This window comes from uncultured Paracoccus sp. (genome assembly GCF_947496875.1).
Lineage (GTDB): Bacteria > Pseudomonadota > Alphaproteobacteria > Rhodobacterales > Rhodobacteraceae > Paracoccus.
Genome location: NZ_CANMEH010000018.1, coordinates 1 through 17,934, shown reverse-complemented (window position 1 = coordinate 17,934; position 17,934 = coordinate 1). Strand labels below are relative to the sequence as shown.

Genomic DNA, 17,934 nt, shown 5'->3' with positions numbered 1-17,934 from the left:
TACCTATGGGGTAATCGCCTACGCCCCTTGGTTTGCCCATCTTCGAGCCATGCCGATCCCTCACCGGCGCGACAATGGAGATAGACCAATGATACTGAAGACCCCGGCGCTGCCGCGCCTCCTCGCCTTCGACGGCCTGACCTGCACCGCCATGGGTGCCCTGCTGCTCGCCGCCGCCGACCCCATCGCCGGGCTGACCCAGATACCCGCCGGCCTTCTATGGTGGGCCGGACTGCTCCTGCTGCCGACCGCCGCCTTCATGGCTATCGCCAGCCGCCAAGCGCCGACGCCGCACTGGATGACCGGCGTAATTGTCGCTGGCAACGGCCTCTGGGCCCTCGTCAGCTTGGCACTTCCGCTGCTGGGCCTGATCCAGCCCAACCTCTTGGGCTGGCTCTTCCTCCTCGGCCAGGGTGCGGTGGTCGCCGCGCTCGGAGTGGCGGAATACGCGGCAGACCGCCGGGCGCATCCAGCCCCGACGCGGAGAGTGGCCCAATGACCGCCTATGCCATCGGAGAGTTGCGAGTGGCCGAAATCACCCGAGGGATCCGCGACTACCTCGCCCGCATCGACGCCACGCTCGCCCCCTATGGGGGCGAGTTCATGGTGTACGGGGGCCGCAAAGAGATGCTAGAGGGCGAGAGCGATCACGATCTGATCGTCATCGCTTTCCCCGACGTGGCAGCCGCCCGCAACTGGTATGCCTCGGCCGCCTACCAGAAGATCGTTCCCCTTCGCCGCGACGGGGCCGAGGGGGCGATCTACCTGATCGACGGCGTCGGACCGGAGCACCGGGCGACGGACATACTGAGATGAGTCTGCCCATCGACGGGGGCGAGCAGACGTTGCTTCCCGTCGACAGCCCAAGCTTGCCCCCGTCGTGCAGGATCAAGCCGCGAGCGTCTTCAAATCGTCCTGGATGGCGCAGCGTTGCCCGCAACCACGGGCTCGTGGCGATCCCGGTGAGCAGCCGGGCGATCACCGCCGCACCCGCTTCCAGTCATCGAGGCGGGCATAGATGGTGACCGCGATGCCACCGAGTGCCACCGCGATGAACACCCAGCGCAGGGTATCGAGATAAGGCACCAGCGGCAGGATGGCGGTCTGGGTCTCGGCGAGGACGCTCTGCGCCACCTCGACACCCGCGACACCCAGCGTCGCCAGACCGGCCGCGCCACCGCCCTTCATGGTGCGGCTCTCGGCCAGCACTTCGCGTGCGGGCGGCGTCTCGGCAGCAAATGCCGTCGCCCGGACCGGGAACCGCTCGCCCCACTGACGCGCGGGGCCGAGGTCGACGTGGATGAAGCCTGAGCGCGGGTAGAAGCCGAAGCCGAGGAACCCGACTTCGCGCGCCGCCGCCTCGAATGTTGCCGGGTCGTGGTTCGCCATGGCGATGTCGAAGGCGGCGCCGTCGAGGTGCTTCGACCGGGTCGCGCCGCCGACGGCGCGGTTGTGCTCGGGGCTGCGATAGGCCGAGCGGACGATGAGCGGCTTCCTCAGCCGGTCACGGAGTGCCTGCAGCTTGTCGAGGGCCGTCTCGTTGACGAGCAACCTGCCGGTGCCCCGGCATGCGATTTCGGCCGGGCTGAAGTTCGGCCAGCGCCAAGTGCCCTCAGGCACGTCGCGCCAATGGCTGTGGAAGGTCGTGGTCATGGGGTCTCCAGAAACGAAAAAGCCCGCCACGAGGGCGGGTGCGGTTGGGCTGATGACGGGAGTGGGGAGCGGCTACGGGCTGCCGCCGAAGATCTTCAGCTTGATGGCGATGCCCGCCAGCAGCGCCAGCATGACGCCGGTGGTGATCATGCGGACGGCGGTCTGCATCGCGGTGCGGCGCACCAGCCGGATGCAGTCGACCAGGGAGCGCAGATCGCGGATGTCGAGGGCCGCCTCGTCGCCGTCGAGGCCGACATCGGCGAGCGCGCGTTTCGCGCCTTCCTCGGCCGCCCGCGTCAGGATCGCCTCGAACTCGGCGTCGGGCATGCGCACGAAGCCCTCGGATCGGGGTGGGTTCATCGGATCCTCCTTTCGCCGCTCAGCCGATCTTGCAGCCCCAGAAGGACGTGTGCACGGCGGCGAAATAGCCGTCCGCGACCCGGAAGTACCCCTGCAGCTCGACGGTATCGCCCGCGGTGAGCGGCACCATGGTCTGCAGCCAGATCGCGGTGGCGAGCGAGACGTGGGTGGCGGAGATTTCGCCGAGGGAGCCGCGGATTTCGGTCGTGCCGTTCAGCACGAGCCGCCCGCGCATGCGGGCCGTGGCGCTGGCATTGATCTTGTAGAGCAGCGTCGCGCCGAAGAGGTAGGTGCCGTCGATCGGGGCCACGAAGTGGTTGTTCGCGGCGTCGAAAGCCCCCTGATCGTTGTAGTCGGTGTTGTTGAGGCCGATCTTCGTCCAGGTCCCGACACCGACGTAGTTGTCGTAGTTCGTGTACGCCTTGAAGCGGGGCAGCCGGGGCTGGTCGACGATGCCGTTCGCGTTGTCGACGCTCAGCCCGTCGAAGAAGGTGCTGCCGTCGGCGGAAACCGAGAGGCGAAAGCGGTCAGAGCCGAAGAGCCCCACGAGCGCCTTGGTCACGAAGTTGGTCTGCAGCGTCAGGCCGAGGTCGTCTCCGGCGGCCTCCTTGTTCATGGTGTAGAAGAGATCGCCGGTGCCGCCCTCGGCCACGGTCTTCGCGGTCCAGAGCGCGGCGTTCAGCTTGGCCGAGAACGGGTTCGACGCATCCGCCGTAGTGCCGAGCCCCAGCAGCGCAAGGTTCTGCAGCGCGGCTGGCGTGGTCCCGACCCAGCCCGCGCCGTCGTAGACCAGCAGCAGTCCCTCGTCCTCGACCCATGCCCGCCAGCCGTTGCGCGGCGGCAGTCGGAGCCAGGCGCCATCGGTCCAGAGCGCGACGCTCAGGTCCCAGCCTGCCCAGTCGCCCATTGCGCCGGAGGCGACGATGTACCGGTCGCCGTCGGCGTGGCTTCCGGGTGGCGCGGTCAGGTCCCGGTCGAGGACGGAGAGCTGCACGAGCCCGTCGAGGATCCTCAGCGCCTCGTTGTGGGTGACGTGCTTCTGGGCCTGCGCCGCCAGGATGTAGGGCAGCAGCAGATGGGTCGTGGCGTCGGACATGGGATGGCCTTCAGATCGTGAGCGTGACGGTTTTCGGCGCGCCCCGCCCCACGAGGGCGGAGAGCTGGAAGATGCGGATGTCGAGCGTGTCGCCGGGACCGAGCGGCGCACCCCAGTCGGCGGTCTGCTGGGCGGCCGTGTAGACCGCGCTGGTGGTTGTGCTGACGAGCACCCGCTGCACCGTTGCGTCGTCGAGGATCTCCACCTCGTAGGCTTCGAGTTCCTCGGCCAGCGGCACCTCGAGCCCGCCCCAGCTGTCGGCAGCGAGTGCCCGGGACCGGCGTGTCCAGCGGATCGTCAGATCGCCGGGACTGCGCGCCTTGCGCCACGGCTGCTCCACATGGGCGACCGAGAACGGCCGCAGCCCGATGCCTTCGGGCGTGAAGGCCTGCGCGACATAGGTCTCGTCGCTGACCGGTCGGCTCGCCGGACCAATGCGCCAGTTCCACGGGATGCCGAGATCGGCCTCGGCAATGGGCAGGGACGCCAGCGCGGTGTCCAGCACGACCACCCGCGCGCCTGCCGGAGCCGGGCTGCCCATCGCGCCATCGGTGCCGCGCTGACCGCGCAGGAGCCGCGTCAATCTATACCGGCCAGGCGCCAGCAACTCGACCGCGCCCGCCTGGACGATCTCCCAGGTGCCGGACGTGCTCTCAATGGCGAGCGCATTTGCCCCTCCGAACAGTGTCAGGTCCGTGACGCTTTCGAGAGTGCCGGTCAGCAGGTCGACCACCAACGCATTGCCGAGGTCGAAGCGCGACGTGGGGCCCGCGTAGAGGTCAGAGACCAGCGCCCCGATCCGCGCGCGGCTGCCGAACGTGGTCAGCAGCTCGAAGCCATCCGTCGAGGGGCTGCGGAACACAGCCATCTCACCCGGCCAGGGATCCGCGTGCGCTGCGACCAGCGGCCGATGTGCGGGCTGATCCTCGGTCAGCTGCGGCAGGTCCATCAGCACCGCATCCGGCGCGCCGAACACCACGGCCCGGGTCAGTGAGGCTGCGCGGGGATCGCCGGGCGGCAGATCGTAGGTCGCGCGATCCTGGCGGACCGCCTCGATGCCGCGCGCCTCGGCGTCGGCGATGGAGACGAGCCGCAGGTCGACCAGACGCCCGTCATGTGCGAGCCGGATCGCATCGGCCGGATCGAGCGCCAAGCGCGACGGCGGCAGACGGAACGCCGCCGTCTCGCGACCCACCCACGCCTCCATCAACGCGCGGCGGCAGCGGCGCTCGGCCTCCTCGGGCGGCACCGCCATCGCGAAGGACTCGGACGCGATCCGCGTCGTGTCGACGGTGACGCGCCGCGCCTCGACGAGGGCCGCGTCGTAATCCTCGTCGGCGCGGGCGACCTGCCACTTCAGCGCCTGCGGCAGTTCGGTCTCCTGGCCGCGGGTCAGCTCGAGGACATCGCCTTCGCGGGCCGCGACCAGATCGTCGGGGCAGAGGCTCGCCACCGCCGCCCGGCCGCGCATGACGAAGCGGATCACGCCCTCGGTCTCGACGGCGTCGAACCCGAAATGCCGCGACAGTGTGGTGATCGAGGCGCGCGGGCTTTCCAGCGCGGTGATGGCGTAACCCTCGACCGCACCCCAGAGGCCGGAGACGTCGACCCGGGACTCGGGCAGCCCCGCGCGCAGGCATAGGTGCCGGACCAGTGCGGCCAGCGACACCGCGCCGAGCCGCCCCGTCAGCCAATGCCCAAGCCGCCAGTTCGCGCCGTCCGTCCAGACGTCGGTCAGCGCCGGGAAGAACGGATAGGGCCGCGCGTCCCAGGTCCAGGCGGCGCATTCGGGGACGTGCACCATCCGGCCACCGTAGACCGAGGACACCGGATTGTTTGCGGCCTCACCCCACCAGAGATACGTCGCCTCGAGATAGGCGCGCTGAATGGCGTCATCGCGCCAGCCCCGCGAGAAATGCGGCGTGAAGCTCTCCGAGGACTTCGGGTCGAAGAAGACGTTGGGCTGGTTGGTGCCCCGGTCGATGGCGGGACAGCCCAACTCGGTGAACCAGATCGGCTTCGACTGCGGCGCCCATGCCGTCGGCGTCCCGACCTCCACCCCGCCCGGGCGATTATAGTGCGGGTTCGCCCACCAGGCGCGCACATCCTTGTAGCGGAAGACCCACGGCTTGTCGGCGGCGCCGTCGGTGATTGCGGTCCGGATCTGTGCCGAACGATCGGCCGCGCTGGCGTAGAACCAGTCGAAGCCTTCGCCGCCCGCGATGTTCGCCTGCAGATAGGCCCGGTCGTAGATCGCGGGCCAGCCCTCGGCCGCATCGGCATGGTCGAATCCGTCCCGCCAGTCGGAGAGCGGCATGTAGTTGTCGATGCCGATGAAATCGATCTCCGGATCGGCCCAGAGCGGATCGAGGTGGAAGAACACGTCGCCCGAGCCGTCGCCCGGCTGATGCCCGAAATACTCCGACCAGTCGGCGGCATAGCCGATCTTCGTCCCGGACCCGAGGATGGACCGCACATCGACGAGCAGATCCCGATAGGCCTGCACGGCGGGATAGGTGCTGGCGCCCGAGCGGATCGTGGTCAGCCCCGGCATCTCGGTGCCGATCAGGAAGGCGTCCACCCCGCCCGCTGCCGCGCAGAGATGGGCGTAGTGCAGCACCATGCGGCGCAGTCCCCAGTCGCCGGAGGGTCCGATCCAACTCACGCTCTCGCCCGAGACGCTGAAGCTCGCGGGCGTCGCCGCGCCGAACAGCGCCGCGACCTGACTTGCGGCCGTCGCCGTCTTGTCCACGGTTCCGGCGAAACCCGCCGCAGGCGAACAGGTGATCCGGCCCCGCCAGGGGAACGCGGGCTGGCCCGTCTCGGCGGCGTTGTCGGAATACGGGTTCGGCAGCGTGTTGCCGGGCGGCACGTCCATCAGGATGAACGGATAGAAGGTGACGCGCAGCCCGCGCGCCTTCATCTCCTGGATCGCCTGCACCACCGCGAAGTCCGACGGCGTGCCGCCATAGACCGGACGATCCTCTGCATCCCGGCTGACGAGGAAGGCGCTGGCGCGGCTCACGCCGTTCACCGACCAGCTGGCGGGCGTGGTCGACTTGGCCGAGACCTCGACGCCCGGCCGCACCTTGCAGGATCCCGCGCGCAGATCGTCGCCGAACCAGGCGACGACAAGGCTGACGCTCTCGACAGCCGGGGCCATCGCCTGCAGCCGGTCGAGCGCTTCGACCATGTCGGTGGAGTCGGCCAGCGCGTTCAGGTTCTCGGGCACCGTCACGCCGCCATCGGTCTTGCGGATCGCCTGCCTGGCGTAGGTGAACTCGCCCGAGGCCGGGATCATGGTGACGGCGCGGGTCAGCCCCTCAGCGGTGTCGGGATCGGCAAGCGGCCGGAACACCTCGAAGGACAGCTGCGGGAGGCGGTTGCCATAGGTCGAGAGCGCCAGCTCCCCGAAGACCACATAGGCCGTGCCGCGATAGGCGGGTGTGCTGGTCGCACCCATCTTCGCGGCGATGAACGGATCGGCGGTCTGCGCCTCGTCGCCCGGATACCAGCGCCAGGTGACGCCGGAGAGGTCCATCGGCTTGCCGTCGGCCCAGATGCGCCCGATGCCGGTGATCGGCCCCTCGCAGAGCGCGACCGCGAAGGAGGCGTAGTAGAGATATTCGGTCGTCTTGACCTTGCCGCCCCCGCCGCCGCCCTTGCCGCCGCCTTGCGTGGTGGTCTTCGTCTCCTCGCGGAAATCGGTCGCCCAGATGATGTTGCCGCCCATGCGCATGCGGCCGTAGAGCCGCGGAATGACCGCGCCCTCGGTGGCGGAGGTGATGCGCAGCGTGTCGAGCCGCGCGCCCTCGATGCGCTGCGTGGGCGCCAGCGACGAGATGATCCAGCTGTCGACGACAGAGCCGATGCTGGAGCCGATGAAGCCGCCGATGGTCGCGGCGCTCACGCCGAGGATCGCGCCGCCGATGCTGCCGCCAATGGCGGCGCCGGCCGCGCCGAGAACGAGGGTGGCCATGGTCGGGGTCTCAGCGTTGCGGGAACAGGAAAGCGAAAGCGAGGCGCCGCCGCCAGGATTGGGTTAGCGCCTCCTCGATCACGCCGAGCCGCTCGTAGGCATGGAGGAAGGTGGCGGGACCGGTCAGGATCCCGACATGCTTGGCGATGGCGCGGGGCTTCATGCGAAAGAGAACCAGCGCGCCGGGACCTGCCTCGGCGGGCGACACCTCGATCATCATCCGGCGTGCGCCCTCGGCCAGAACCTCGCGCGGCCCGGTCTCGCCCCAGTCCCGGCTGTAGGGCGGGATCGGGAACGGCTCGGGGCCGACGACCTCGCGCCAGACGCCCCGCGCCAGCCCGAGGCAATCGCAGCCGACACCGCGCAGGCTGGCCTGATCATGATACGGCGTGCCGAGCCAGGACCGCGCAATGGCGATGACGCGGGTGGGATCGGCGGAGGTCACAGCACCGACCCCTCGTGCCCGCCATCCTTGGTGGCGTAGCGAAGCACGGCATCCTGGCCGGGGATGTGCGGGAAGCCGCGGAAATTGGCGGTGTTGGCGAACTTCGCCCCGCAGGTCTCCATGCGCTTGTCGCAGCCCGCGCGGATGGTGAAGCCGTCACCCTCGGCGATCGCGCGCACCGGCGCTTCGAGCAGGGTCAGCACGGCGATGCCGTCGGTCACGTCATGGCCCAGCACCTCGGTGCGCCGCCCCGCGTTCGCGCCGCTCGTCCAGTCCAACGTGCCGAAGGTGAACCAGCCGGAGGTGAAGCCGCCGAGTCCCGAGGCGGTGAGGGCCCGGTCGCGCAGAAGATCGATCATCGCGCCCGTGCCCTTGTAGGCGGGGTCCTCCAGATCGACCCCGCAGCGTGCGTCGCCAAGCTCGGCATCGCAGGTCGCTTGGAAGGTCCGCCCGACCGTCTGGCCCAACACATGGGCGAGCGAGCGGACCTCGGCGACGAAGGCAAGCCGCCCGCGCCGGATCTGGCCGATAGCGCCGCGCCGCATCAGCACGCGCTGGCTCGTGTCGGCCCAGTTCACCCGCCAGACCTCGACTTCCGCGTTGTCCCAGAGGCCGTCCAGGATGTCGGTCTCGGTGATCCGGTCGGAGGTCAGCACGCCTTCGGCGTCCTGCGCATCGACGGACAGGTCCGAGCCGGAACGGACCTCGGAGGCCGTCAGCCCGCTCTCGGGCTCGAAGTCGGTCTCGTCGAAGCTGAGCGTCCGGTCGTGATCGGTGAAGCCGAAGGTGACGCCGTCGGCCCGCGTGATCCGCCAGCACCAGGCGAGCGTGGTCGTGCCCTCGTCGAGATGGGCCTGCAGGGCGGGATCGAGGGACTTCATCGGCGCAGTTCCAGTAGCGGAATGGAGGTGATCGAGCCGAGCCGCTCGAGGTCGAGCGTCACGTCGAGCGCATCGGAGTCGAAGCGGACCGGCACATCGAACTCGAAGCCCGCGGTGATCGCGACGCCTGCGCCCGGTGCCGCGCCAAAGCTGACGACACCTGTCGTGGTGTCGACCGACCAGCCAGAGAGCTGCTCCACCCCGTCGAGCGTGATGCGCACGGTGCCCGCTACCGGCTTCGCGATGGCGCGCGTCCAGGATTGCGCGCCGGAGGCGTAGCGCTTCACCAGCTGGAACGCAGTGCCGTCGCCGGTGCCGATCGACTGATCGGTGGGCGACGGCGTGCCAGAGGGTAGACAGGACTTGTGGTCGCCCCAGTCCTTGAAGCGGAAGCCGTGCAGGCGACCGTTCCGCGCTTCGAAGAAGGCGACCACCGCCGCCAGATCGTCAGCGCGGCGGATGCCGTAGGCGACGTCGTAGCGGCGGCGCGAGTTGGCCCAGCTCGCATTGCGCTCCTCGTCGCCCGAAGCGAGCTCGACGATCTGGGTGCGCCGTTCCGGCCCGCCCCGCGCGCCCCGGCTGATGTTGTCGGGAAACCGGACCTCGTGGAACGCCATCACATGCCCCTCCGCCCGAGCGAGACGGCGCGGGCGATGTCCGCCGCGACCTGTGTGCGGGACTGGCGGAAGCTCTCGGCGTCGCGGGCCATGATCGTGATGTTGACCCCGCCGCCTGCGCCGTAGCTCTGCGCCTCGCGCCGCGACAGCACCCGTTCGCCGCGTTGCAGGATCGCGGGCACCTCGTCGTGACGAAGCCCGGCCATGCCGCCGCCATGCATTCGCGGCGCGGCGGCGAAGGCAATGGCCGGGACCATGCGCCAGGGCCCCGCAGACCCCACCATGCCGCCCGCATGCAGGACGTTGGCGAAGATGCCGCCCGCCCCGGCAAACACGCCGGAGAGCGCATTGGCGATCGGCCCGAGGATGAACCGCCGCGCCGCCAGCTGGGCGAGATCGGCCAGGAGCGACGTCACCAGATCGCGGAAGTTCAGCTTGCCGGTCTTCACGAACTGGCCGACGGCGTTCTCGGCCGACTGAAAAGCCCCGACGAGGCTCTGGCCGATATCGCCGCCGATCTCGCGCGCCTTGCTGGCATAGTCGGAGAGCGCCGCCGTGACCGCCTGCCAGCCCGTGACGGCAGCCTCGGTCGCGGGCTCCACTGCAGCGGCGGCAGCTCCGGCCGCCGCGCCTGCACCCGTCGCGGCGCGTCCGGCATCGCCGAGCGCCGTCTCCAGCCGCTCGGCCGCACCGGTAGCCTCGGTCAGCGCATCGGCACTCGCCTCGTCGGTGCCACGCACGGCATCGCGCAGGGCTTGCCAGCTTTCGAGCGGCGCGCGGGCGGCTTCCGCCAAATCGCTGGCCGCGCCGCGATAGAGGTTCGCGGACTCGAGCGCCCGATTTGCCGCCTCGGTCAGACCGAGGTCGGGCGCGGTGAGCGGGTTGTCCTCGAAGGCCCGGTCGAAAGCCGCCTGCGCCGCTGTCGTGGCAGCGCTGGCCGCGCCCTCGAAGCGGTTCTCGATCTCGCCGAGGTCGAGGTCGGGCACCAGCGAGATGCGGCGCTCCGACCCGAGCGCTTCCAGCCCCTGATTGATCCCGTCGATGAAGCCGTTGATGCGCGAGACCACGCCGTTCAGCATCGCCTCGACGCCGTCGACCAGGCTGTTGGCCGCCTGGAACGCCAGATCGCCGATGGCGGCGGGCAGCAGGCCCCAGACCGCCTTGATCGCCTCGTAAGCGCCCTCGAAGGTGTTCGCGGCGGTGTTGCCGAAGCTCACCACGCTCTCGATGGCGCTCTGCATGCCCGAGGCGGCGTCGGCCTTCAGGTCGAAGAACATCGCCGTGGCGGCTGCGCCCGCCGCTGCGGCGCCCATCCTGATGCGTTCCCAGACCTCGACCGCGAGGTCCTTCAGGAGCGACATCGCCTCGCCGAAGCCGCCCGCGCCGGAGACGAGGCGGGTGAACTGGTAGACGAGCTCGCCCGCGCCGACGATCAGCGCGCCGATGCCGGTGCGGATCAGCGCGCCGCGCAGCACGACGAGCGCCGTGGCGAGACCGCGGACGGAGAGCGCGGCGGCGGCCATGCCAGCCACCCAGCGGCCCGCGAGGAAGGCCGCGAAGGTGGCGGCATAGGTGGTCAGGCGACCGATGTTGTCGAAGAGGCCGCGAATGGCGATGCCCAGCGGTCCGGTGCGGCTGGCGACCGCCGCCATGGCGTTGGCGACGGCTTCCAGCGCGGGGGCTGCTGCGACCGCCAGCTGGTTCGACAGCCCGCGCCAGATCAGCCCGAGCCGCGAGATCGCGTCGTTGGTGCGCTCGATCTGGTCGGCATCCTGCTCGGAGACGACGACTCCGAAAGCGAGGACGTCCTCGGTCGCCTGGCGCAGCGTAGCGGTGTCGATCCGCGACATGGCGATGGAGCCTTCCTCGCCGAAGAGCTGCCCAGCGACAGCCGCACGTTCGGCGGCGGGCACGAAGCTCTCGATGGCAGCGTTGATCGCACCCACGCGCTGGTCCAGCGGCAGGGCGATCAGCTCGTTGGCCGAAAGCCCGAGCCGGTCCAGCGCATCGGCTGCGGGGCCGGTCCCGGCGGCCGCCTGACTGAGACGGCGCGTCAGATCTTTGGTCGCCTGCTCGATGCCGGACATCGAGACGCCCGCCAGCTCGCCCGCGCGCTCAAGCGTCTGGATCGAGGCGACCGTGGTGCCGAGCGACTGCGCGAGTTTCGCCTGTGCATCGACGGTCTGCAGGCCGGATCGGACCATGGCGACACCGGCGGCCGTGGCAGCGGCGACGGCAGCGGCTGCGGCCACCCGCACCCGCCGCGAGAAGGCCGCGAGCCGGGCATTCGCCGCCTCCATCTCCCGGCTCAGTCGTCCGAAGCCACGCGACCCGGCTTCGCCCACGCCTTCCAGCTCGGCGCGCACCTGCCGTCCGCCCACGGCCGCGAGGCGGACGCTGACCCTCTTCTCAGCCATGGGAGTGATCCATCTGTTCGTTGAGTTTGGCGACCATCACCGCCTCGATCACGGGCAGCAGTTCGGCCGTGGCGAGGGCTGGCACGCCAAGGGCGTCTCCGAGCGCGAGCGCCGCCGCCATGTCCCAGCCGATCACCGCGCCGGGCAGCACGCGGACCTGACCGCCGAGGCGGCTCACCAAGTCCCAGACCTGCCAGCCTTCATGAGTGAGCGGCTGGTTCAGCCGCGTCGGGCAGTCCGGACAGGCTTGCGCACAGGCTTCGCAGTAGCGGTCGCCCCCGCCGAAGGACCATTCGGCGAGAGCGCGGAGGCGTTTTTTTCCGCATCCAGCAGCAGGCCCTTGGAAACATAGGTCAGCTGGAAGGCTTCGAAGATCGGCCAGATGTCGAGCAGCGCGTCGATTGCTGCCGGGCTCGGATCGATGGGGGTGCCCTCGGCATCGCCGATGCCGTCCCAGGCGAGCACCGCCCGCCGCGCCAGTGCCTTCGCGAAGGCGACGGCGCGCTCCTCGTCGGACGTCTCCTCGGGCACCGCCTCGACCGCGGGGTCGCCGCGGGTCGCCACCATCAGGGCGGTGGTCAGCGGGCGCAGCTGCACCCGGACGCCGGGCGCGAGGTCATGCCAGCGCGGGGCATTGGTCAGGTCGAGCGTCAGCATCAATACGTCTCCACGTCGTTCACGAGGGTGGCGGTGCACATCCGGCCGACGACGCTGTCGCGGGCGGCCTGCCAGTTGAAGGTCGCCTGCACGCCCTGCGGCCCGGAAATCTCGATGCGCGGGCGCGGCAGGTAGACGGCGTGCACGGTGAAGGTGAAGCTCTCGCCGGACGGCAGGACGTAGGCGAATTCCATCTCGCAGGCCTCGCCGTTGATGGCCTGCGTCACCAGCGTCTGGTCGGCGAAGCGCACCTCGATCCGGCCGGTGAGCGCCGCGATGGACGGGTCCGCACCGTCGATGCGGCCGTCCGAGCGTATCGTCTCGATCCGGTCCAGGTTGTTGGCATAGGTGATCTCGGCCGAGACCACGTTGCCGAGTGCCGAGCCGTTGCGCGTGATCGCCCCGTTGAAATGCCCGAAGCGCTTCAGTTCCAGCGCGGCCGGTGTCCCCGCGCTCGTCGTGGTCCCGACCGTCTCGCCCTGCGCGACCAGCCGCGCCGTTGCCGTCAGCAGCCCCGAGCGCTGCATCTGCCAGGTGATCTGGTCGAGCACGCAGCCCGAGTACATCGCATAGCGCGGCACCTCCGGCATGCCGGTCTCGATCGACATGCTGGGGAGCGTCCAGGACCCCGACTGGAACTCGTGGGTGTACGGCGCTTCCGCGCCGGTGTTCGTGGGCATGCCGAAGGCCGCCTTCAGCCAGAAGCCGAAGGCCTCGGCGTCGAGCGGCACCACGACATCGCCGTCGGCCGTGACCGCGTCCTTGATCGGCGCCAACGGATCGCGGCCATAGCCCAGCAGCTCCGAGTTCAGCAGCGGCTGCTCGGCGCCGAGCGACGTGCTGGCGAAGGGCATGCGGGTGAAGCCGCTGGCGGGCGGCGTTCCATAGGTCGTCTCGAACGCAAGCGCCATCAGCGCCCGCGCCCCCTGGGCTCGTGCCATGTTCGTCTCCTGTGGGCGGTTGGGTCAGGCCAGCTGGTCGGCCGTGGAGTAAGGCGGATCAGGCGACAGTCCAGTGGACTGTCGTCCCGCCGAACGCAGCACCCGCCCTCACGGCGGCGTCAGCCAAGCGGGTCCGGGACAGAGTAATGTAGAATGACCGGGATCACCGCCGCCTTCAGGCTGGCCGCGCCCTCGACCGGCAGGTCTACGGGACGTGGCGCTTCCGCCTCGACCCAGTCGCAGAGGCCGCCCAGAGTCCGGTCGGCGGCTATCGCCGCGCCGATGCTGGCGGTCAGCGTGTCGAATGCCGTGTCAAGGTTGGCGCCTTGCACGACCGCCTCGATCTCGGCGCGGTGCTGGTAGTGGTAGCGCAGCGGCGACAGCGTGACCTCTGGCTCCCCCGGCTCGCCGTCGCGCAGGATCAGGAGGCCTGCGGCGGGCACGCGCTCGGGCAGCACCTCGCCGCGCATGGCGGTGGCGGGCAGCGCCACGAGCCGCGCATGCAGCGCAGCGAGGATGGTTTCGCGGGAGCTGGGCATGGTTCCAGGACCTGTAACGGAATGATACCTACGACTTCAAAGCCGACCCTGGGCCACCCCTGGACAAGCATAGTCGGCTGCGAACGGATGCGATGCGGTCTGATCAGTTGGCCTTGATCTCGATTTATGTCCAACTCGGCAAACAGAGCACGATCACTCAGATCAACAGGAAATCCGGTGTCATCCAGCAAACTTAGTGACCCTGAATGGGGATATGAGGACCTTCGTCGCGCCATCGACGCGGCCGGCGTGGCGCTTTGGTCGTGGAATGTCGATACAGACAGTCTGGCCATGGATCCGCATGGGTATGAGCTGTGGGATATTCCACCAGGGGAGGAACTGACGTTCGAGAGGCTTTCGGAAAAGATCCACCCCGCCGACATGGACCGCGTCAGGGAAGCCTTCACGGCAACTCGCGCGGTCACGGGCGCCTATGAAATAGATTTTCGAACCCGCGTGGGGCCTGACGTCCGGTGGATTTCCGCACGTGGGCAAGGCAGCGATGTCGGCATCGTCGGGCGCTCCATGACGGGTATCTTCATCGACATCACCGGTCGGAAGCAGGCCGAGGAGGGCCACGAACTGCTGGCGGGAGAAATGAGCCACCGGGTGAAGAATCTGCTCGCGATCGCGGCAGGGCTGACCAAGATCACCTCGCGCACTTCGACCTCCATAGATGACATGTCGAAACAGCTGACACAAAGGCTGATAGCCTTGGGCAGAGCCCATGATCTTGTGCGCCCCTTGCCCGACAGCCAGGGCAAGGCAGCTCTTATGGGGGATCTGTTCAGCGTGCTGCTGGCGCCCTACGATGATGACGGTGCCTTTGCAGGCCGCATCAGGGTGGCTGTGCCTCGCATGGGCATCGGCGAGGCCGCGGCAACCGGCCTCGCGCTCGTGGTGCATGAGCTTGCCACGAATTCGCTGAAGTACGGCGCGCTTTCAGTCGAAAGCGGCAGGCTTGACATATCGGGATCCTCGAATGGAAATGATATACAGATCGTCTGGTCAGAGGATGGTGGGCCCGAGGTGACCGCTCCGGAAGCCGGTGACAGCTACGGAAGCGAACTGATACGCCAGACAATAGAGCATCAGCTTGGAGGTTCGATCTCTTACGACTGGTGCGAAAGCGGGTTGATTGTGACCCTCCTGATCGGTGGCGAACAGCTGTCAAGCTGAAGCACCGGCCGAAAAGCTGACGTTGCCCAGTGAGCGATCAGCTAACGTTGAAGCACCACGGGATCGCCGGAGGCGAACAGCCAGTGCGGGCCATCAGCCAGTCTGCCCTTCCACCCAGTTCGCCACGATCAGCCCGGGCACCGCATCGCGCGCCCGCTCCGCGTCCCGCGCGAGGTCCAGCCGCTTCTTCAGCCTGACCTGTGGCACCAGCAGGAAGATCGGGACGGTGGTGAGCCCCCGGCCGGTCTTCGAGCGCGACGCCACCGCGCGGCCTTTCGTATTCAGCCGCCCCTCTGCTACCAGAAGGCTCGGTCCGCTGCGCCGATAGACGAAGCGCAGACGCAGGCCGGTGCGGCGCTCCCACTCGCCGGGGGTGATCCGGCCGCCGCGGAGGGACTTACCGGCCGCGGCCGTGGGGATCGCCAGCCAGAAGCCGTCTTTCGAGCGGATCAGCGGGCCGGTGTCATGCGCGCCGACGATCACCGGCGCCTTCGACCAGACGAGCGCCGCGGCGTTCAGGCTGGCACGGCCTTTCGGGAACTGCTCGGACCGGATGGTCCGGGCGAGCCGCGCCCCGAGGCCGGCGCCGGTGATCTGCGCGCGCCAGGCTGCTTTCAGGCCCGTTCCGGCGTCGCGCATCGCCGTGGTGACGGCTTTCTCACCCGCGCGGGTCTCGGCCTCCACGATCCGGCCGATATCGCCGACGATGTTGATGCCGAGCTTCACGCAGGCCTCAGATTGACGGTCCAGACCAGCCGCTCACGGTCGCGGAGGGGCTCGCCTTGGACGAGGAAAGCCTCGCCGTCGATCTCGATCCGGTCGCCGGGGCGCGGCTGCTGCACCTCGGCAACGCGCAGGTCGAACCGGGTGGTTTCCGACCAGAGCCTCGCATCGCCGAACTCGGTGATCGCGTCGGCGCGCCGGGCGACGACGCGCACCAGCACGGGCGCGCCCGCCTCGGCGATGTAGACCGCATCCCGGCCGATGTTCGGGTCGGCGAAGAGCGTGTCGACAGCGGCGGCGAAAGCGGACATCACGTCCGCCGCGCCGAGCGCAACACCTGCGGGCGGGTGCAGATCGGCAGCGGATTGCTCTCGATCTCGAGCCGCACCCATTCGTCGCGGTCCCGGTCCGGGATGGTGCGAGCGTAGAGCGGCAGACCCAGCGTGTTCACCGTCTCGAAGGTGTCGGCGGGGGCGTGACAGATCTCGAACAGGCCCTCGACACCTTCGGGATAGAAGAAGGCCTTGTCGGTCGGCACGCCGAAGCCCGCGCCGCCCCGGTAGCGGCGGAAGGTGACGCCGCCGAAGCTGACCTCGTCGGCCACCCGGCCGCGCAGATCGGCCGCGGCGGCGGTGTTGAGATAGGTCTCGCGCACCTCCTTGTGCGCCACCAGATCGGCGAAGAAGGCCGAGCCGCATTCCGCACGAACCTGGATGGCGCCGGCAGCCAGGCCGCCCATCGACGCCTCGACGTCTTCGATCAGAGCCTGGCACCGCTTCCGGAGCGCGCCCGAGGTCGGGGTTGCATTGTCGAGGTCGAAGTCGATCTCGGCGGCGGGCGTGATGCCGAACTCGGTGAAGTAGCTGATCACCGTCGCGCCGTCCTTCGGGTCCTTCACGATGCCTTGGATGCCGTTCAGCAGGTGGTACTCGAACGTGGCCTCGGCATCCTGGCGCAGGCGGCCGAGCTTGCGCGCGACCTCGCTCTGCACCTGCTGGGCCGCGCTCTCCGAGCCGAAGTCGCGAATGCCCTGGATTTCCGAGGCCCAGAGCACGTCCTGCTTCTTGAACTGCCGGCACACGAAGGCGCGCATCTCGCGCCGCTCGGGCACCTGGCTCTCGTAGGCCGCGCCGCGTTCGGAGAACGGGATCAGCGACAGCGTGCCGTCGCGGCTCTCGATCACGACGGTGCGCGCGCGCACCCCACGCGGCGAGAACAGGCCGGCGCCCGACAGGATCGCGGGCCGGAAGGGGATGTTTTCCAGCGCGCGGGTGAGTTCGATGATGGTGAAGGCATCGCCTTCGAAGATGTCCATGGTCGCCATGGGAATGCCTCCGGTCGGTTCTGGGTCAGCGGACGAGGATGCCCGCGGCGAGGAGCGCCGTATGGGCGGCGGCGATCTCGGGGGCGCTGGGCGTGCCGGCGAAGACGAGATCATGGCGGTTGACGATGGCGGGGCCGCGGACCACGGCGACGGCGAGCGCATCGCCGACCGAGGCGTCGGCCTTGCCCCAGAGCACCGCGACGGCGGTCTCGGTGCCGTCGACGGCCGCGGGATCGTAGGCGGCGTATTTGCCGGAGGCGGTGATCCTGCCGAGCACGGTGCCGGGGTCGAGGGTGCCGGTTGCAACAGTGATGGTCTCGCGGGTGTAGTCGCGGAACGCCTCCCAGACGAGGAAGCCGCCGGGATGCGGGGTCTCGGTGAGCGTGGTCATGGGTCATCCTTTCAGCCTGAAGGTGCGGGCGACGATCTCGCCCCAGGGGCGGGTGCTCGATGGGCGGCCCGGTTGCGCGTGATGGCCGGCGATCTCGGGCTCGGCCTCGGCTTTCGCGGCGAGCAGTGCGGCGCGGACGTTGTCGAGGTCCGCATCGCTTTCCAGAAAGCGGCCGGCCATCTGCGGCTGTCCGGCAAGACGGCAGAGATCGACGACGGCGCGGGCGTGGGTGATGGCCTCGGCGCGGATCGCCGCGGGATCGGGTTGTGCGCCCCCGGGCGCTGGCGTCTCGACCGGCGGCTGTTGGGCGTCGGTCCCGGCGATCTCTTCTTCCCCGGCGCCAGAGGCCCCATCGCTCTCCTCGGCCCCGCCGGCGGCCTCGGCGGCATCGGTGCCGGCGCCGTCGTTGTCGTCACCATCGTTGTCGTCGCCGCTGTCGGTTCCAGCCGCGATCGCTTCTGCCAGCGCCGGCGGCGCGTTGCGGAAGCGCGCGATATCGAAGCGCGCAGCGATCCGCACCGGTTCGGCAAGCCGGTCGGCAAAGCCGAGCGCCAGCGCCTCGCTGGCATCCAGCCAAGTCTCGGCAGCCATCAGCGCCGCAATCTCCTCGATCGAGCGGCCCGATTTGGCGGCATAGCCGGCAGCGAGGCTGCCACCCACCTTGTCCAGCGCCTCGGCCATGGCCCGCATGTCAGAGGCCGTGCCCATCACGAGACCGGCGGGATCATGGAT

20 protein-coding genes are annotated in these 17,934 nt (G+C 69.4%); 3 read left to right on the top strand and 17 right to left on the bottom strand.

From position 1 onward, the window contains the following. The first annotated feature begins 88 nt into the window (after positions 1-88). Both Q0938_RS15620 and Q0938_RS15615 read left to right on the top strand, forming a co-directional pair. Positions 89-499, top strand: a complete 411-nt coding sequence (locus Q0938_RS15620) for a hypothetical protein (protein ID WP_299364216.1) — start codon at positions 89-91, stop codon at positions 497-499. Next, positions 496-816 (top strand): DUF1330 domain-containing protein, encoded by a 321-nt coding sequence (locus tag Q0938_RS15615; protein WP_299364213.1) that lies wholly within the window; start codon positions 496-498, stop codon positions 814-816. The genes Q0938_RS15620 and Q0938_RS15615 overlap by 4 nt, the downstream gene beginning before the upstream one ends. 162 nt (positions 817-978) lie before the next feature. Here the strand turns inward: Q0938_RS15615 and Q0938_RS15610 are convergent, their stop codons facing one another. The 12 genes from Q0938_RS15610 to Q0938_RS15555 all read right to left on the bottom strand — a co-directional run bounded on the left by Q0938_RS15610 (position 979) and on the right by Q0938_RS15555 (position 13,585). Beyond that, positions 979-1,653 carry a D-Ala-D-Ala carboxypeptidase family metallohydrolase gene (locus Q0938_RS15610; RefSeq protein ID WP_299364209.1) on the bottom strand — a complete coding sequence of 225 codons (675 nt, stop codon included), beginning with the start codon at positions 1,651-1,653 and terminating at the stop codon, positions 979-981. Between the two features lie 72 nt (positions 1,654-1,725). Then, positions 1,726-2,013 carry a DUF6127 family protein gene (locus tag Q0938_RS15605; protein ID WP_036708271.1) on the bottom strand — a complete coding sequence of 96 codons (288 nt, stop codon included), beginning with the start codon at positions 2,011-2,013 and terminating at the stop codon, positions 1,726-1,728. A 19-nt stretch (positions 2,014-2,032) separates the two neighbouring features. Beyond that, positions 2,033-3,109, bottom strand: coding sequence for a DUF2793 domain-containing protein (locus Q0938_RS15600; RefSeq protein ID WP_299364204.1), 1,077 nt, complete (start codon positions 3,107-3,109; stop codon positions 2,033-2,035). Between the two features lie 10 nt (positions 3,110-3,119). Continuing rightward, positions 3,120-7,088: a glycoside hydrolase/phage tail family protein gene (locus tag Q0938_RS15595; RefSeq protein ID WP_299364202.1), complete on the bottom strand. Its 3,969-nt coding sequence runs from the start codon at positions 7,086-7,088 to the stop codon at positions 3,120-3,122. A 10-nt stretch (positions 7,089-7,098) separates the two neighbouring features. After that, positions 7,099-7,533 carry an NlpC/P60 family protein gene (locus Q0938_RS15590; protein ID WP_299364200.1) on the bottom strand — a complete coding sequence of 145 codons (435 nt, stop codon included), beginning with the start codon at positions 7,531-7,533 and terminating at the stop codon, positions 7,099-7,101. Further along, entirely contained in the window at positions 7,530-8,414 is an 885-nt protein-coding gene (locus tag Q0938_RS15585) for a DUF2163 domain-containing protein (protein WP_299364197.1), read from the bottom strand. The genes Q0938_RS15590 and Q0938_RS15585 overlap by 4 nt, the downstream gene beginning before the upstream one ends. After that, positions 8,411-9,031, bottom strand: coding sequence for a DUF2460 domain-containing protein (locus Q0938_RS15580; protein WP_299364194.1), 621 nt, complete (start codon positions 9,029-9,031; stop codon positions 8,411-8,413). The genes Q0938_RS15585 and Q0938_RS15580 overlap by 4 nt, the downstream gene beginning before the upstream one ends. Then, entirely contained in the window at positions 9,031-11,448 is a 2,418-nt protein-coding gene (locus tag Q0938_RS15575) for a phage tail tape measure C-terminal domain-containing protein (RefSeq protein WP_299364192.1), read from the bottom strand. Before Q0938_RS15575 ends, Q0938_RS15580 begins: the two co-directional genes overlap by 1 nt. Then, positions 11,441-11,626, bottom strand: a complete 186-nt coding sequence (locus Q0938_RS15570; RefSeq protein WP_299364372.1) for a hypothetical protein — start codon at positions 11,624-11,626, stop codon at positions 11,441-11,443. The genes Q0938_RS15575 and Q0938_RS15570 overlap by 8 nt, the downstream gene beginning before the upstream one ends. Positions 11,627-11,667: 41 nt before the next feature. Beyond that, positions 11,668-12,105: a hypothetical protein gene (locus tag Q0938_RS15565; RefSeq protein WP_299364190.1), complete on the bottom strand. Its 438-nt coding sequence runs from the start codon at positions 12,103-12,105 to the stop codon at positions 11,668-11,670. Further along, a complete protein-coding gene (locus tag Q0938_RS15560) occupies positions 12,105-13,046 on the bottom strand; it encodes a phage tail tube protein (protein ID WP_299364187.1) in 942 nt (313 codons plus the stop codon). The genes Q0938_RS15565 and Q0938_RS15560 overlap by 1 nt, the downstream gene beginning before the upstream one ends. Positions 13,047-13,165: 119 nt before the next feature. Further along, a complete protein-coding gene (locus Q0938_RS15555; RefSeq protein ID WP_299364184.1) occupies positions 13,166-13,585 on the bottom strand; it encodes an acyl-CoA transferase in 420 nt (139 codons plus the stop codon). Between the two features lie 177 nt (positions 13,586-13,762). Between Q0938_RS15555 and Q0938_RS15550 the strand changes: the two genes are divergently transcribed. Then, the gene (locus tag Q0938_RS15550; RefSeq protein WP_299364182.1) at positions 13,763-14,764 is read left to right on the top strand and encodes an HWE histidine kinase domain-containing protein; all 1,002 of its coding nucleotides are present in this window, start codon (positions 13,763-13,765) and stop codon (positions 14,762-14,764) included. A 93-nt stretch (positions 14,765-14,857) separates the two neighbouring features. Here Q0938_RS15550 and Q0938_RS15545 read toward each other — a convergent pair whose 3' ends face one another. The 5 genes from Q0938_RS15545 to Q0938_RS15525 form a co-directional block, all read right to left on the bottom strand. Continuing rightward, on the bottom strand, positions 14,858-15,490 hold the full coding sequence (locus tag Q0938_RS15545) for a DUF6441 family protein (RefSeq protein ID WP_299364180.1): 633 nt from the start codon (positions 15,488-15,490) through the stop codon (positions 14,858-14,860). Then, positions 15,487-15,798 (bottom strand): hypothetical protein, encoded by a 312-nt coding sequence (locus Q0938_RS15540; RefSeq protein ID WP_299364177.1) that lies wholly within the window; start codon positions 15,796-15,798, stop codon positions 15,487-15,489. Before Q0938_RS15540 ends, Q0938_RS15545 begins: the two co-directional genes overlap by 4 nt. Next, positions 15,798-16,811 carry a major capsid protein gene (locus tag Q0938_RS15535; RefSeq protein WP_299364175.1) on the bottom strand — a complete coding sequence of 338 codons (1,014 nt, stop codon included), beginning with the start codon at positions 16,809-16,811 and terminating at the stop codon, positions 15,798-15,800. Before Q0938_RS15535 ends, Q0938_RS15540 begins: the two co-directional genes overlap by 1 nt. 25 nt (positions 16,812-16,836) lie before the next feature. Continuing rightward, complete coding sequence (locus Q0938_RS15530) at positions 16,837-17,202, bottom strand: head decoration protein (RefSeq protein ID WP_299364173.1); 366 nt, start codon at positions 17,200-17,202, stop codon at positions 16,837-16,839. A 3-nt stretch (positions 17,203-17,205) separates the two neighbouring features. Further along, a partial coding sequence (locus Q0938_RS15525; RefSeq protein WP_299364171.1) for an ATP-dependent Clp protease proteolytic subunit occupies positions 17,206-17,934 on the bottom strand: 729 nt, incomplete at its 5' end.